Genomic DNA, 14,736 nt, shown 5'->3' with positions numbered 1-14,736 from the left:
CTACACCTTTCCGTTCTCTATCCAAAGTGCAGCATGATTGCTCACACGCTCCAGCATGTCCATCAACTGAAGATACTCCTCTTCAGTCAGCACCTCCGTGGCATCCAAATCCGTCTGGTGCTCGATTGGTGCGATAGCTTCTGCTACACGTCTACCGGATTCAGTAATATATACATGGTACGAGCGACGATCGGACTCTCCGGATCGCTTCGTAATGTAGCCCTTCTCCTCCAGTAAATCCAATATTCGGGTCGTTGTCGGCTTGTCCTTGCCAGCCCGGTCCGCAATCTCCTTCTGAATCATGCCATCCCGGTCCCGGATGCGGTATAATACCGACCATTGCTCCGGCGTCAAATCATAATCTTTGATCCGCATAAGAAACATCTGCGTGAACCTGCGACTGGCAATGGCCAGCCGGAATCCGATGGAATGATCCAATCCTTGATTACGCATAATTTTGTCACTCCCCTATATAGTTGTTATAACAACTATAAGTAAAACAACTTTCTACGTCAATAGTTTTTACTTCCACTGAAGGACAGCCGAATTTCGATCTGACAGGAAATATGATCATTCATTCTACAATATTTCACTACACATATTGTGTAATGAAATATCATTATGTATACTAATTTCGAGGAGTGATATAGATGAGGAAATTGGCCAAAATTACAATCTTTACTGGAGTTGGCTTGCTAAGTTTGATTTTGATCGCTGTAGTGCTCATTAGCGCTTTCGTGATCAAACGGCCAACAGCCATCCCCGAGCTTGCAGATGTGAAGCCCTACAAGTGGAATAAAATGAACTTAGACGGAAATGTGATCTCCAGTGACGGTTCCGAATATTTTCTATGGAATAAAAAAGGAGAGAATAATAACTGGATTATCTTCTTCTCCGGAGGTGGGGCAAGTTGGGATGCCAAGAGCGCCGCGCACCCTATTAAGCTCATGAATTTTATAAGAAGCGGAGATACAGGCAACTATTTTCCCAACATCCCCTTTTATATGCTAAGTCTGCTACAAGGAATGATGGATACCGATAATCCCGCCAACCCCTTTCATGGCTGGAATGTCGTTTACATCCCGTATACAACCGGTGATTTTCATATCGGGAACCACATCGCTGAATACAAAAAAGAGGACGGCACCCTCTTCACGATGCATTATAATGGGCGCAACAATGTACGGAGCAGTCTGGACTGGATCTATGCCAATGTTAACAACCCAGACAAGCTGCTGATCGCAGGCGAAAGCGCGGGCGGATTCGGCTCTGCCTTCTGGGCACAGGAAATCGCTTCCCATTACAAGAACTCGGAGATTTATCAGTATTCCGACAGCTCCTTCCTGCAATCGGATAAATGGCCAGATGTAGTTGACCAAGAGTGGCATGCAGACTTCACCAAAACCTTTGGTTATACAGCTGAACCGGATATTATCGGGGCGGCTTTTGAGGCAAACGGCCATCTTTTACCTGCCAATGCGGTATTGTTGCAATCTTATTCGTTGTTTGACGAGATCCTGATTCATTTTCAGAACAAAATCAATGATTACTCAGGGCCGCTGGATCAGCAGAACATAGATGTATGGTCACAGGAAATGCGGACCTCTGTCCGTAAGCTTACGGCATCCCTGCCGAATTACTACTACTTTCTGACCGATTACGGGCTGGATACAACAAAAGGTACAACCCCGCATACTTTTGCCACCCGGGACACCTTCTATCAGGCCGAGCAGGATGGGATTAAGCTTCTGAATTGGCTAGGTGATGCCGTCAACCACCACAAACGATATTCCGTCGGCAGTGAGTTCCTTGAGAAATAGGAAGAAGTCCAGTACGATGGAAAGGAAGATATTCTGGAAAGAGGCAGGAGAGAAACGCTAATGAAGCTGCGTGAAAAACAGATGCAGATGACGCGGGAGCTAATCAAGGGTGCAGCGCTGTCACTATTCAATGCCCAGGGCATTGAGCGCACCGATATGGCTCAGATTGCCGAAGAAGCTGGCATCTCCCGGCGCACCTTGTATCATCATTATAAAGACAAGGAAGAATTGGCTGCCCAAATCTATGTTGAGAATTTAGAGCGGATGTTCGGGCAGCTACTGTTTGACTTTAATTTCGAACACCCGGAGCAGTCTCTGGAAACTATCCTGGACAAGTATTTGGCACTTAGGGAGGAGAATGAAGCACTGATCTACTACGACGCTATTTTCGGAGTCTATTACAGTACCCTCTCCAAGAATCCGGCCGAGTTGCCAGATTTCCAGAAAGCTATGCAAGGCTGGTCAGCAAGACTTCTGCAACCGGAGACAGTGCCGGTGGCGCCAGAAGACAAAACAAGGTGGATAGACATCCTGCTGAAGTCCACCCACCTGTATTTCATGTATTTGCAAAAAGCTGTCATCATTACCCGACAACGCGGGGGCCAGATTACGGAAGAGGATCGGGCCACCGACCGGCAATTCAAGGATTTCATTATGCACGGCGTTCGTCATTCCCGCTGACATAAGGCACAGAGAGCGGCAGTCTGACAATGATCGTCGTGCCCTCTCCCACTGCACTATCCACTTCGATGTTCCCTTGGTGCAGCGCCACAATCTTCTTAACGATCGCCAGCCCCAATCCGTTGCCATTGTTATTTCCGTTCCGCGACTTGTCGACTTTATAGAATCTTTGGAATACAGCACTGAATTCCTCCGGGGAGATCCCAATGCCGCTATCGCTTATGGTAACGGTTATTTCTGTTGCACCAACGTCAATTGTGATACGGATCTGCCCACCCTTTGGTGTGAATTTAATACTGTTGCTAAGCAAATTCATCCACACCTGCTTCAGTTGATCTTCATCCGCCTCAATAGTAACAGCTTCCGGCAACTCAAGATCAATGAGGATGTCTTTGGCCGACCATTGCGGCTCACAGGTTACAACAATAGTTCTGAGTTGCTCATCAAGATGAAAGGATACCGGATTAAAGGGATGATGCTCCGAGTCCAGTGAAGCGAGCTTCAGCAGATTGTCACTGAGACGCGACAGCCGTCCACTTTCCGCTACGATAATCTCAAGGTATTCATTACGCTCTTCTTCTGCGATCAGATCATGACTTTGCAGGGCCTTGGCAAATCCGGAAATCGACGTAAGCGGTGTCTGGATCTCATGCGAGACATTGGATACAAAATCTTGTCGCATTTGCTCCAATTGCTTAAGCTCCCCAGCCATTTCCACATAGCTCTGCGTCAGTTCCCCTATCTCGTCTATCCGATTGGCCTTAAGTTCTACCTCAAAGTCTCCTTTAGCCAGTCTTCTTGTCGCCCGGGTCAATGCTTTGATCGGCTCGACCAGATATCTGGCAGCGATGAGAATACAGAGGCTTCCCAGCAGCAGCACAAGCAGCAGTACAAAAAAGATCATCCGGTTGAAGATATTCTCGTTCTCAGCGGAATACTGCAAGAACATGGCCTGCCATTCTCCTTTTAAAAGAAAAGGCATCCCGATGAACGTATCATGCTCTTCAGTCGTGGAGCGGTAATACTGTCCTTGCAGCACCTGTTTCACGGCTTCGGGATTGATACTTACAGCCGGATTATCCTTAAGTCCGTAAAAGGTATGCTCACCGGAATGATTGAACAGATGAATCGGATAGGCAGATATTTTAACCATACTCCGTAGAAATTCATCTGTATCAGCGGGTTTGGCGTTATCATAGCGGTGAATGATCTCTTTGCCTACACTGATCATTTCATTCTGACCTTCGTAACTAATCTGTTGTTGAAAAACATACAGTCCTATAAAAAAGGAGCATAACAGGCTGAATATAATAATGGCCAGGAACGTGATAATAACACGCACATACAAGGTCTTGATCATGGCTGCAGAATCAGCCGGTATCCCAGCCCCCGGGCCGTTTCAATTTGAAAAGGTCCTTCCTTGCTGGTAAACTTCTCTCTGAGCCGGCTGATATGCACATCGACCGTCCGGCCATCTCCATCATAGTTAAGTCCCCAGATCTGCTGGATCAGCTGTTCCCTTGTGAAGATTTGTCCGGGATGGCTCGCTAGCAGAAACAGAAGCTCGAACTCCTTAAGCGGCATATTGACCAATTCGTCTCCGCGAGTGGCCTCAAATGTGCGGCGGTTAAGAACGACACTGCCCACCTGCACGGACTGGGAAGTAACTACCAGCGAACGTTTAAGCAGTGCTTTTACCCGCATTACCAGCTCAAGTGGATCAAATGGCTTGCTCAGATAGTCATCTGTGCCAAGTTGGAATCCCTTTACTTTGTGCGCGGATTCGGCTTTGGCTGTCACCATCAGAAGGGGGAGGTTGGCATCCTGACGCCGGATCTCCCTGCAAAGATCCCAGCCGTCCAATCCTGGCATCATAATATCGAGAATAACGAGATCCAGCCGTGAGTTCTCCACAATGGACAGCGCCTTGGCACCATCGTTCGCTTCTTTGATCTCAAAGCCCTCTTTACGTAAAAATAAAGACATCAGCTTCCGGATGTTGTCATCATCATCTGCGATAAGGATAACCGCCACAATCATCCCTCCTCTCTTAAGCTTCCATTATAAATGTTTTACGCTTAGTAAGAAATGGCCTTAACCGAACTGCCAGCCCAGCAGATTCCAGTGGTAGAAAAATACAACTAACGTCACTGCTGAAAATGCCACAAGCGTATAATGAACACGCCGCAAAGCCGTCCAGTACTTGTTTTTCCAGGCCATCACAGTCCCTACCAGTAAAGCCAAGGTCAGACCTACAAATAGGATTGGCATGGCCAAACTGAGATAAAGCGCGGTACTGATCCCGCTGAGCTTCGTCATAAGATCCATGGACATTACTACCAGAAATATCGTGACGAAGGAGAGCAATCCCCAGCCAGAGGTCGCCGCCGACAGTCTGAACGCCCACTTCTCCGGAGCAGACATCATCTTGATTTTGCGTCTACCAAAAATAAATCCCAGTATGGCTGTGATGAAAATAAAGGCTGAAACCCCGAGTAAAGTGAACCAGAACTTCGTTTGATCCATTAAAGGCGTACGTTCCAGTGGCATATCCGGGATAGCCCCCAAGAGCATATGTGTGACCATTCCAGAATCATCAGTGCGGAAAGCGATTTGTTCGGTACCTCCAACTTGCTGGAACAAATTCTCCCCAATAGGTGCGTAAATGGCTTGTTCACTACCGCTTCCCAGAGACAACTTATTATCGGATACGGAGACATTGAACTGTACAAGGAAATTGAAAAATTTATCGATATCACTAAAATTACGGCGTGTAAACTCATAGGAACCCGCATATTTTTGAATCGATTCAGCCGTAATTGAAGGGTCTACCGGTGTCTCATGAAGGCGTGCAGGATAGTATTTGTTGAAAAAGGCCTGGAGCAGACCCTCTGCCGATTCACTACCCGACCCTCCATTATAGGAAAGGAATATGCCCAGATTTTTGGCAGGAACCAGATATAATTCTGTATTGAACATCGGATCGGAACCGCCATGGGTAATGAGGGTCAGTCCGTTGACCTTTTTCTCGGCAAAGCCAAGAGTTACGCCCGGCATACGTTTATCGAATTGGAACGCCGTTGCATGCATCAGCCCTGCAGTGTCGGCTTTCAGAATTTGCTTGTCCCCATATCGTCCATTCTGCAAATGAGCAATCATGAAATGTGCCATATCCACTGCCGAAACAGTCCCGGACCCGGCCGGGCGGAAGCCTGCCTCAAATGTAGGCGTGCCGGGAGTAAAGCTGCCGTTCTCACTGTTGTATCCCACAACTGCGTAAGGCTTGAATGCCTCCGGCAACGGCTCCTGTACTGTCGCATATTTCATATCCAGCGGATCAAATATATTCTTTTTAATATAATCGTCATAAGACATCCCGCTAACTTCTTGCACGATCAGGCCTGCCAATGCGGTGCCGTAATTAGAATAGGAACTTATCTCACCTGGCGGTCTCACCCGGGCTAGCCTATGTTTGTCCAGCGTTTCCGAGATCGAACTCGGCAGTTTAGCAGGGTCTGTCGTGATCTGATACCCCACTCCCCCTTCCTCAAACCCCGCTGTGTGCGTCATCAAATGACGCATTGTGATCGGCTCAGGATAGGTATTCGGCACCTTAAAGCTTTTCAGATAAGTATTCACATCGGTATCCAGATCAATCTTGCCTTCCTCCACCAGTTGCATAACCGCTGTCCAGGTGAACAGCTTGGTCGTTGAAGCGATCCGAAACATGCTGGTCTTGGGATCAACCGGTGCAGCTTTCTCCAGATTGGAACTGCCATAACCTTTCGCCAAAATAATCTGTCCGTCTTTTACAATCGAAATCACTGCGCCCGGGATGTGCAGCCGGTTCATGTCCTCTTCCATGATTCCGTCCACGAACCTAGTCAGACCCGCGGTGTCTTCCAGATTAGCAGGGGCTTCAATCTGCTGTGCCATCGGCTTGGTTTGCCTGACTTCTGCCGAGACTGGTTTCCCGGGAAATATCAGTGTATCTCCTAATCCGGCGCCTAGAACAACCAATAGGGCCAGACCTGCGACCAACCTTTTTTTCATCGTTGTAAACATCATTTATCCTCCGTATCATCATCTATTGGGACTTCGATATCATCCGCCCTAACACGTATTGAGATTATCAGAGGATTGTGAATAGAAAGTTAACAAAACCATAATCACATAACGGCACAAAATTCCCTTTCATTTGAACGTAGGACAAGTTTTGATTATCAAGAATTGAAATGATACAATATGTGCGATCCATTTAAAACTGAGGAGTGAAGACAATGGCCATTGACGTGTATCTTAATTTTGAAGGAAACTGCCGTGAAGCTGTAGAATTCTACGCTAAGACATTTGGAATCGCAGAACCGCAAATCATGACCTTTGGCGATACACCACCAGATCCGAACTACCCACTTCCAGAGGAAGCGAAACAGTTGGTTATGCACGCAAGATTGAGCATCAATGGCAGTAACGTCATGTTCTCAGACACGTTCCCAGGGATGTCGTTCATCCAGGGCAACAATATCAGCCTGTCCTATAGCAGCAATAATATCGAGGAGATCAAGTCCCTCTTCGGCAAGCTCGAGGATGGCGGCAAGGTGGGTATGGAATTACAGGAGACCTTCTGGAGTAAGTGTTATGGTAACCTCACCGATAAATTCGGCATTCAATGGCAGTTTAACTATGACAATGGAGAATTCCAAGGATAGTTCCCTTCTTTTTAGAAAAATCAATTCAAATGAAAACGGCCTGTCCGCAGAATTGCGGCAGCGCCGTTTTTTGTTGTCCATATCGCTAGTCGACACTATTGTCACTGCTCATGCCCTGAACAGGATAATCAGTTCGGTAAGCAGAATCAGACCAGCTGTGAAAATTCCGAGAGAGTTCATCAGTGTCAGCACCTCGGTATAGCTCTCTTTCCGAAAATGTGAGGTGATCGCCACGGTCCATAGCACGCCGAAGAACAGCGCTGCCATACTGGAGACGTCTTCACTCCGCACTCTTCGGCTCTTATAGAAGAATCCTGCAAGACCGATGACAGTGTAGGCAATATAGATGACAAGCTCCAGGTTAGTAATGACAAGTGTAGGACCGGGCGAAAGCACATGCAGCATACTATATTGGAGGCCAAGCCCTAAAAACACCAGCAAATTAAAGGGGATTCTCTTCAAATGCATAGCGGTTCTCCTTTGATATAATTTGTAAATAAAACAAAAGATAACGCTTACATTATAATTGTGATTCCATCCTTTTACAGTGATATATGTCCGCTCTCCTTATCAAGCATGAACACAAACAGGCCGAAGCATAAAGAATCATGCCCCGGCCTGTGAATCGCCTGTTTACGTTAAATTTAGTCCCCGGAAATACTCCAGCTTGCCATCGATAAACCCGTCATCAAAATCTGCGGCACCCACATACGCAGCTTCGCTGAAGCATAGACTGAACAGCCATAGCTGCCGCAATGCCACGAAGAGCGGAACTGCCTGCAGGTCACATTCTCCCAGTTCCCGGACCTCAGCATATCCTTGCAGAAATGCCTGCCATAGCTGCTCTACCTCGTTCTTATCGTGACCGCTATGAATCTCCCGCGCCAGACGAAACTCAGCTATATCATAAGCCCGCCACCCGAAGCCGCAAATATCAAAATCATAATGGGTTAACGTTCCATTTTCCGCGAATGCCGCGTTGGTATTGCCGTGCAAATCTCCGTGACAAATCCCCCAATCCAGCCCCTGTTCCAGATACATGTCCAGCCTCTGTCGTAACTGCATAATAAGGCTATACAGAAACTCATAATCCTGACGCCGGTGAGCCATATGAGCTTGAATAATTCGAAGCGGCTTGTCGATCAGATGCTCCAGATTCAGTTCACCCCGATTGTGACTGCTACGAAAACCTTCTGAAGCCTTATGAATCTCTGCTGCCGCCTTGCCGACTGCATAACTATCCTCTGGGGTACGAATGTGCCGCTCATGTCCTTCAGCATAGCTGAATAACACTCCGTATCTAATACCCTCAGGGACGTTAAATTCATTAATAAGCTTCCCGTCTATCCGAGGAATGGGAATAGATACTGCTATCCCTTTCTGATGAAGCTCCGCTAACAAATCCAATTCGAAGAAAATCTCTGATTGGCTTCTCAGGTCTGCACGATAGACCCTAAAGATGTATTTTTCCTGTCCGGCAGTCAGTATGTACGTATCGTTCATTCCCCTGAGAAAAAACTGCAGCTCTGCAGGTTGATTCAGTTTATATGTCCCCATGATATGCGATAATAGGGCCTCCGCAGACAATAATGAGTACATTACTGGAAAAAAGCTCATTCTTCCCGACTCCTTCGTTACCTAGATTCAAGCTCTGATCAAATGCGCATGTCTCGCAGTACACATCATGTGTAAGCTTGTTGCATAAGTAGATTAGCATGTTTCTATTGTGGGAACAGAGGAAAGATCAGTTTGAAAAGACTTTTATCCTCGAAGTTGATCAGCTTTATATAAAAAGAAGGCTGACGAATGGTCAGCCCCCTTAGGTATTCTCGTTATTTCAGACCTTTGAAAAAGGTCTCGATCTGCTTCCGGTGATGCTTGTCATGCGGGAGGAAGCCCCGCAAATGCTTGCGGATGCTGAACTTCTTGCGGTCTCCATCCTTATATTCCTGTATGTATTCTTCTTCCGTTAACCCCGTGATGGCATCCAGAATGCGGTTTCGCTGCAAAATACATGCCTCAGCTACCTGCAGGGCAGATAGCGATTTTGCGTGTTCTACGGCATTGGCATTAAACTCATTGAAGTCCAGATGTCTGGATGTCAAAGGCTGACCCTGCTTGATCTTCTCAATGGCTTCCTCGTAAAAGTACTTGTCCCATAACATAATATGACAAATGATATCCTTCACTGTCCATTTTCCTTCACCGATTGGTGTATTCCAGTGCGTCTCAGATGCTTCACTCAAGGACTCCACAAAAGGGAGAAACGATTGAAATTCGAGTACCATCTGCTCATTGGTTTTAACCGCCATACGTATTACCTCCTGCAATTTTGTCAGCAATTCCGGGTTCTATTGCTTGGCTACAAGTTAATTGTAACAGACGAAAAAGGAAATTAACTACAAATATTCCAATCTAGAAAAATAAAAGTTACTTACTAAAGTTGAGAAACATTAAAAAATATAGTATTATAAAATTATAAATAAGGAGGCGATTGCAGTGGCTGAACCAGCAAACCGCATTGAAATAGGAATTAGTACTTTTCTGGAAACAACTCCCGATTTGAAAACGGGTGAGATTATGAGTCATGCGCAGCGGATGCGCAACGCTGTGGAGGAGATTGTCCTGGCCGATCAGGTCGGCCTGGATGTATACGGCATCGGGGAGCATCACCGGGCCGATTATGCGGGTACCGCTCCTGAGATTGTGCTTGCGGCCGCAGCCTCTGTAACCAAACGTATTAGGCTGACCAGCGCCGTGACCGTGTTATCCTCGGCCGATCCGGTCCGTGTCTATCAGGGCTTCTCTTCACTAGACGGCCTCTCGAACGGTCGGGCAGAAATTATGGCTGGACGCGGCTCGTTCACAGAGTCCTTCCCGCTGTTCGGCTACAGCCTGGATGACTATAACGAGCTGTTCGAAGAGAATCTGGAGCTGCTGCTGAAGATCCGTGAATCCGAGAAGGTTACATGGCGCGGCGGGCATCGCCCGGCCATCCATAACCTCGGTGTCTACCCGCGCTCCGTTCAGAGCCCGCTGCCGGTCTGGATCGGCACCGGAGGCAACCCGGAGTCCGCCATTCGTGCGGGCGCACTGGGTCTGCCGGTCGCCTTCGCGATCATCGGCGGCATGCCAGAGCAGTTCGCACCGCTCGTCCGGCTGTACAAACAAGCCGCCGCGCAGGCCGGGCATGATCCTGCGAAGCTGCAAATCGCGACCCATTCGCACGGCTTTGTCAGCGACACAACCGAGCATGCGGCTGAGCTGCTCTACCCGCCGATCCAGGCCCAGATGAATGTCATCGGGCGCGAGCGCGGCTGGAGCCAGCCTTACAGCCGGGCGACCTTCGATGCCGCCCGCAGCTTGCGCGGCGCTCTGTATGTGGGAGACCCGGAATATGTCGCAGAGAAGATCATTCTGTTGCGTAAGAACCTTGGTATTACGCGTTTCTTCCTGCATTTGAGCGCTGGTACGCTGCCACATGAGGAGCTCATGCACGCGATTGAACTGCTAGGCACCAAGGTCGCGCCTATTGTGCGCAAGGAATTGGCCCGTATCGAGGGCTGGGAATAAGCTAGGATGGCTGCAAGGACACAGCGTCTACTAATTGACCTGTAAGTCGAGTGCGCTATGCACACCTCGCTGCAATAAACAAAGAGCTGCACCGGTACAAGTACGCCGGTACAGCTCTTTTCTTGTTCCACTGAGCGAAGAGGTAGTCAAAAACACAAAAATATGTGACCGGCTGGATAATCCATCAAACGCCTCACGCGCTCAAGTCTTTCTTCTCCTCTTTGACCTCCAGCTTGCGGTGCTCCCACTTCTCTATCCATGTGCCAACACGGACAAAGAAGAAGCTGACGACGATTGCGAAGATCACGATGCCATAAAAGCCTGCACCCGTACCAATCCCGACGCCTCCCGCAAACAAAATCATCGCAGCAGAGGTTAAGCCCTTAACCTCAAAACCAGCCTTCATAATCAAGCCTGCTCCGAGAAAGCCAAGTCCGGAGACAATCTGGGCTGCCAGACGCATCGGGTCCATCATCGTCCGGTTATGCAGCTGGCCGTAGACTTCAACACTTTCAATAGATACGATAGTGATTAGTGCAGAAGCTACTGTAACGAAAGTATATGTCTTAACGCCTGCCGGTTTGTTCTTATGTGTTCGATCGAATCCGATCAGGAGTCCCAGTACCGCACTGACCAGAATCCGGATGTAATATTCCAAAGGGATACCAGCTCTTATAGATGATGTAATCGCATTCATTTCTCACCTCGCCAGTTCTGCAGTTCCCCTTCACGGCTCTGTGATGGCGGAACAGGAACTGCCTTCAATAAACTTGCTGGGCACAACCCAGTTATCCTCATACTCCCCTTCCAGAACCCCCAGCTTATGCATCAATAGCCGAACCGATTGCACCCCAAGCTCTGAGGCCTGAAGGTCCATTCCTGTAAGCGACGGCCGAACCTGATGCGTCGTGGACAGGTCTCCGCAGATCATGAACAGCGAGATATCCTCCGGCACACTGAGTCCTGCATCATTAATGGCATGGAGCGCATTGATCGCTGCACGATCATCATCGGCAATAATCGCCGTCACGCGCCCCTGATGATGCTGGAGCATCTGAAGGGTCTCATCATAACCATAACTCATATACTTGTCCGACTGAATATCCGGCTTGTCGAAGATCATATCCGGGGTGACAGCAATATCATGAGTCTCCATCGACTGCATGAATTCCTCCAACCGCTCTTTGGCAACTGTCATTCGCTTTCCAGCGTTCAGGAACATAATATTCCGGTGCCCAAGTCCAATCAGGTGCTCACAGATTTCACGCATGATTTGTCTATTGTCATTGTTGACTGTAGGGACATCCTCCATTCCTTCATTCATGACACGGCCAATAGTGACAAACGGAATGTCATGCCGGTGCAGAAGATTAATGCGCGGGTCTTCTTCCGTTGGCCCCAGCACAATCGCTCCGTCGATCGGAAAACTAGCCAGTGAAGGCGTCTTGATCTCTTCAGTCGCAATCATGTCCAGCAGCACGCGATAGCCATACCTGGAGGCCTCCAACAGCACACCATTAATAAATTGATTATGGAACATGCTGAAGAAGAATTTACGATGCGGAATAGTGAGCCCGATCGCCATTGTTTTCTTGGTGACCAGGCTTCTTGCAATATGATTTGGTACGTAATTTAATTCCTTCGATATCTGCAGTACTCTCTCAGTCACTTTTTTGCTGGTTGGCCTTTTTTGGCTGAATACATTAGATACCGTACCCTTTGATACGCCCGCCAGCCGGGCTACGTCATCGATTTTTGCCATTTTGAAAATACCTCTCCTTAAGCACTTGCTAAAAGTTTCATCTGGGTGGTCAAGTGACTGACTGTATCGCATCGCCGGGTTCAACAATGTAGGTTAATTACGATGTTCTGGATTGCACTTCGTCTGTATTCTCCATCGGAACGCCGCGAAGCTGCAGCTTCTCTGCATAATGACATGCAGCAAAATGATTATAACCCACTTCACGAAGTTCAGGCACTTGCTGGATACATTTCTCTGTCTTGTAAGCACAGCGGGGGTGGAAATGGCAGCCGCTTGGCGGATTGGCTGGATTCGGCACTTCTCCCTCCAGAATGATCCGCTCCTTCTTGAATTCAGGATTCGGCTGGGGTACAGCCGACATCAGAGCCTCCGTATAGGGATGCTGAGGATGTCCGAATAGCGATTCCGTTGACGCCAGCTCCACGATTCTGCCCAGATGCATTACGGCTACCCGGTCAGAAATGTTCTGTACGATAGAAAGATCATGCGAAATGAAAATATAAGTAATCTTGTATTGCTCCTGCAAATCTTTGAGCAGGTTAATAATCTGTGCTTGAATCGAGACATCGAGCGCAGATACCGCCTCATCACAGACAATCAGCCTAGGCTGTGTAATCAGCGCGCGTGCGATAGCAATCCGCTGCCGTTGTCCCCCGGAGAAGGCATGGGGATATCTTTTTAAATAACCTACATTCAGTCCGGTCTTCTCGGCAATCTCCGTGACCTTGGCCTCCACCTCATCCTTGCTCAGCTTAAAATTGGCAATCAGCGGCTCGGCAATAATATCAAACACGTTCATCCGCGGACTAAGTGAGGAATACGGGTCCTGAAAAATCATCTGAATATCTTTTCGGTAAGCCTTGATTCCTTTACGGTCAAGCTTAAGATAATCAACGGCCTTCTCATCCTCTGCATGATAGACGACACTGCCCGAAGAGGCATTAACGCCCCTCACGATACACCGCCCAAGCGTCGTTTTTCCACAGCCGGATTCTCCGACAATACTAAGCGTCTCCCCTTCAAGCAATTCGAATGAAATATCATTCAGGATATGAACAGGCTTTGGCTTTTTGAACAGCGCCTTGTCGGATTTGACTTGAAAGCTCTTGTTCAGCTTGAGGACTTCAAGAATAGGTTTGGTCATTGTACTTCTCCTTCTCTCTGGTCACCGTACAGGAAACATCTAACCATGTGCTCGTCAGAAATTGTGATTTTCGGTGCAGACTGCGCATTGCATACGCCTTCGATCCGGTCTTTGCAGCGGTCATAGAATCCACACATCGGCGGCATGTTAATTGGCATTGGAACAGAGCCTTCAATGGAATCTAGTCGTTTACTCTTGTTCCCGCCCAGCCTCGGCATAGATCGGAGCAATCCTTTGGTATAAGGGTGCTTCGGATTATTGAAAATTTCTTTCACCGGTGCCTGTTCCACGATTTTCCCAAGATACATCACCGCGACCTCATCGCACATCTCGGCGATAATCCCCAAATCATGCGTCACTAGCAGAATCGCCATGCCGAACTCCGCCTGCAGACTCTTCATCAGTTCCAGCACCTGCGCCTGAATCGTCACATCGAGCGCTGTCGTCGGCTCGTCAGCTATCAGAATCTCCGGGTTACAGGACAGCGCCATAGAGATCATCGCCCGCTGGCGCATCCCTCCCGAGAATTCATGTGGGTATTGATCAAACCGTTTCGCCTGATCGGAAATGCCGACTTTGCTGAGCATCTCCAGCGCGATTTTCTTGGCTTCTTTCTTGTCCTTCGTCTGGTGCGTCCGGATCGCTTCCATAATCTGATTTCCAATGGTATACATTGGTGAGAAAGCGGTCATCGGTTCCTGGAAAATCATCGAGATTTTCCGGCCGCGGATGGAGCGGATCTGCTTGCCAGTAGGCTTCAGGGATAAAAGATTCAAGCCATTCAGCGCCGACTCTGACTCCGAATTGTAAGTGATGGTTCCGCTCGTTTCACATTCCTTCGGATTAATGCTGATGATTGAACGGCTGGTCAAGCTTTTACCGCAGCCTGACTCACCGACGAGTCCTAGCGTTTTGCCTTTGTAAATGTTGAAGTCGACCCCATCCACGGCATTCATGATGCCACTTTCCATCTGGATCTTGATCTTCAAATCTTGAACGGACAGTAAAGGTTGCTCCTTGTGAGCCGCTTGAGTTGCCATGCTATCC

15 protein-coding genes are annotated in these 14,736 nt (G+C 48.2%); 4 read left to right on the top strand and 11 right to left on the bottom strand.

Annotation, left to right across the window (positions count from 1 at the left end):
* Positions 1-453 (bottom strand): MarR family winged helix-turn-helix transcriptional regulator, encoded by a 453-nt coding sequence (locus ACFORK_RS05010; RefSeq protein WP_379196301.1) that lies wholly within the window; start codon positions 451-453, stop codon positions 1-3.
* A 197-nt stretch (positions 454-650) separates the two neighbouring features.
* Here ACFORK_RS05010 and ACFORK_RS05005 point away from each other — a divergent pair, with 197 nt between their 5' ends.
* Both ACFORK_RS05005 and ACFORK_RS05000 read left to right on the top strand, forming a co-directional pair.
* Complete coding sequence (locus ACFORK_RS05005) at positions 651-1,820, top strand: pectin acetylesterase-family hydrolase (protein WP_379196299.1); 1,170 nt, start codon at positions 651-653, stop codon at positions 1,818-1,820.
* A 60-nt stretch (positions 1,821-1,880) separates the two neighbouring features.
* A complete protein-coding gene (locus ACFORK_RS05000; RefSeq protein WP_379196297.1) occupies positions 1,881-2,501 on the top strand; it encodes a TetR/AcrR family transcriptional regulator in 621 nt (206 codons plus the stop codon).
* Here the strand turns inward: ACFORK_RS05000 and ACFORK_RS04995 are convergent.
* Genes ACFORK_RS04995 through ACFORK_RS04985 form a run of 3 tightly spaced genes read right to left on the bottom strand, consistent with a single transcriptional unit; the run spans position 2,473 to position 6,554 of the window.
* Positions 2,473-3,861 (bottom strand): HAMP domain-containing sensor histidine kinase, encoded by a 1,389-nt coding sequence (locus ACFORK_RS04995; RefSeq protein WP_379196295.1) that lies wholly within the window; start codon positions 3,859-3,861, stop codon positions 2,473-2,475. The genes ACFORK_RS05000 and ACFORK_RS04995 overlap by 29 nt on opposite strands.
* Positions 3,858-4,535 (bottom strand): response regulator transcription factor, encoded by a 678-nt coding sequence (locus ACFORK_RS04990; protein WP_379196293.1) that lies wholly within the window; start codon positions 4,533-4,535, stop codon positions 3,858-3,860. Before ACFORK_RS04990 ends, ACFORK_RS04995 begins: the two co-directional genes overlap by 4 nt.
* A 60-nt stretch (positions 4,536-4,595) precedes the next feature.
* Positions 4,596-6,554: a serine hydrolase domain-containing protein gene (locus ACFORK_RS04985; protein ID WP_379196291.1), complete on the bottom strand. Its 1,959-nt coding sequence runs from the start codon at positions 6,552-6,554 to the stop codon at positions 4,596-4,598.
* Between the two features lie 227 nt (positions 6,555-6,781).
* On the opposite strand from ACFORK_RS04985, the gene ACFORK_RS04980 reads away from it, so the two are divergent.
* Positions 6,782-7,210: a VOC family protein gene (locus ACFORK_RS04980; protein WP_379196289.1), complete on the top strand. Its 429-nt coding sequence runs from the start codon at positions 6,782-6,784 to the stop codon at positions 7,208-7,210.
* Positions 7,211-7,318: 108 nt separating this feature from the next.
* Here the strand turns inward: ACFORK_RS04980 and ACFORK_RS04975 are convergent, their stop codons facing one another.
* The 3 genes from ACFORK_RS04975 to ACFORK_RS04965 all read right to left on the bottom strand — a co-directional run bounded on the left by ACFORK_RS04975 (position 7,319) and on the right by ACFORK_RS04965 (position 9,522).
* Entirely contained in the window at positions 7,319-7,678 is a 360-nt protein-coding gene (locus tag ACFORK_RS04975; RefSeq protein ID WP_379196287.1) for a hypothetical protein, read from the bottom strand.
* A 165-nt stretch (positions 7,679-7,843) separates the two neighbouring features.
* A complete protein-coding gene (locus ACFORK_RS04970; RefSeq protein ID WP_379196285.1) occupies positions 7,844-8,827 on the bottom strand; it encodes a phosphotransferase enzyme family protein in 984 nt (327 codons plus the stop codon).
* A gap of 215 nt (positions 8,828-9,042) precedes the next feature.
* On the bottom strand, positions 9,043-9,522 hold the full coding sequence (locus ACFORK_RS04965) for a DinB family protein (RefSeq protein ID WP_379196283.1): 480 nt from the start codon (positions 9,520-9,522) through the stop codon (positions 9,043-9,045).
* 187 nt (positions 9,523-9,709) lie between these two features.
* Between ACFORK_RS04965 and ACFORK_RS04960 the strand changes: the two genes are divergently transcribed.
* Positions 9,710-10,783 carry an LLM class flavin-dependent oxidoreductase gene (locus ACFORK_RS04960; protein WP_379196281.1) on the top strand — a complete coding sequence of 358 codons (1,074 nt, stop codon included), beginning with the start codon at positions 9,710-9,712 and terminating at the stop codon, positions 10,781-10,783.
* Between the two features lie 193 nt (positions 10,784-10,976).
* Here the strand turns inward: ACFORK_RS04960 and ACFORK_RS04955 are convergent, their stop codons facing one another.
* The 4 genes from ACFORK_RS04955 to ACFORK_RS04940 all read right to left on the bottom strand — a co-directional run bounded on the left by ACFORK_RS04955 (position 10,977) and on the right by ACFORK_RS04940 (position 14,729).
* A complete protein-coding gene (locus ACFORK_RS04955) occupies positions 10,977-11,480 on the bottom strand; it encodes an MgtC/SapB family protein (RefSeq protein ID WP_379196279.1) in 504 nt (167 codons plus the stop codon).
* Positions 11,481-11,510: 30 nt separating this feature from the next.
* Positions 11,511-12,545 (bottom strand): LacI family DNA-binding transcriptional regulator, encoded by a 1,035-nt coding sequence (locus tag ACFORK_RS04950; protein WP_379196277.1) that lies wholly within the window; start codon positions 12,543-12,545, stop codon positions 11,511-11,513.
* A 97-nt stretch (positions 12,546-12,642) separates the two neighbouring features.
* Positions 12,643-13,689, bottom strand: a complete 1,047-nt coding sequence (locus ACFORK_RS04945) for an ABC transporter ATP-binding protein (RefSeq protein WP_379196275.1) — start codon at positions 13,687-13,689, stop codon at positions 12,643-12,645.
* A complete protein-coding gene (locus tag ACFORK_RS04940) occupies positions 13,686-14,729 on the bottom strand; it encodes an ABC transporter ATP-binding protein (RefSeq protein WP_379196273.1) in 1,044 nt (347 codons plus the stop codon). Before ACFORK_RS04940 ends, ACFORK_RS04945 begins: the two co-directional genes overlap by 4 nt.
* Between the last annotated feature and the right edge of the window lie 7 nt (positions 14,730-14,736).

This window comes from Paenibacillus sp. GCM10012306 (genome assembly GCF_042649265.1).
Lineage (GTDB): Bacteria > Bacillota > Bacilli > Paenibacillales > Paenibacillaceae > Paenibacillus_AQ.
The sequence above is the reverse complement of the archived record's forward strand: the minus strand, read 5'-3'. Positions and strand labels throughout refer to the sequence as shown.

What these genes read in the sequence shown, in the direction of transcription:
- ACFORK_RS05010 (WP_379196301.1), bottom strand. Translation starts at nt 453, where the DNA reads ATGCGTAATCAAGGATTGGATCATTCCATCGGATTCCGGCTGGCCATT.
- ACFORK_RS05005 (WP_379196299.1), top strand. Translation starts at nt 651, where the DNA reads ATGAGGAAATTGGCCAAAATTACAATCTTTACTGGAGTTGGCTTGCTA.
- ACFORK_RS05000 (WP_379196297.1), top strand. Translation starts at nt 1,881, where the DNA reads ATGAAGCTGCGTGAAAAACAGATGCAGATGACGCGGGAGCTAATCAAG.
- ACFORK_RS04995 (WP_379196295.1), bottom strand. Translation starts at nt 3,861, where the DNA reads ATGATCAAGACCTTGTATGTGCGTGTTATTATCACGTTCCTGGCCATT.
- ACFORK_RS04985 (WP_379196291.1), bottom strand. Translation starts at nt 6,554, where the DNA reads ATGAAAAAAAGGTTGGTCGCAGGTCTGGCCCTATTGGTTGTTCTAGGC.
- ACFORK_RS04980 (WP_379196289.1), top strand. Translation starts at nt 6,782, where the DNA reads ATGGCCATTGACGTGTATCTTAATTTTGAAGGAAACTGCCGTGAAGCT.
- ACFORK_RS04975 (WP_379196287.1), bottom strand. Translation starts at nt 7,678, where the DNA reads ATGCATTTGAAGAGAATCCCCTTTAATTTGCTGGTGTTTTTAGGGCTT.
- ACFORK_RS04970 (WP_379196285.1), bottom strand. Translation starts at nt 8,827, where the DNA reads ATGAGCTTTTTTCCAGTAATGTACTCATTATTGTCTGCGGAGGCCCTA.
- ACFORK_RS04965 (WP_379196283.1), bottom strand. Translation starts at nt 9,522, where the DNA reads ATGGCGGTTAAAACCAATGAGCAGATGGTACTCGAATTTCAATCGTTT.
- ACFORK_RS04955 (WP_379196279.1), bottom strand. Translation starts at nt 11,480, where the DNA reads ATGAATGCGATTACATCATCTATAAGAGCTGGTATCCCTTTGGAATAT.
- ACFORK_RS04950 (WP_379196277.1), bottom strand. Translation starts at nt 12,545, where the DNA reads ATGGCAAAAATCGATGACGTAGCCCGGCTGGCGGGCGTATCAAAGGGT.
- ACFORK_RS04945 (WP_379196275.1), bottom strand. Translation starts at nt 13,689, where the DNA reads ATGACCAAACCTATTCTTGAAGTCCTCAAGCTGAACAAGAGCTTTCAA.
- ACFORK_RS04940 (WP_379196273.1), bottom strand. Translation starts at nt 14,729, where the DNA reads ATGGCAACTCAAGCGGCTCACAAGGAGCAACCTTTACTGTCCGTTCAA.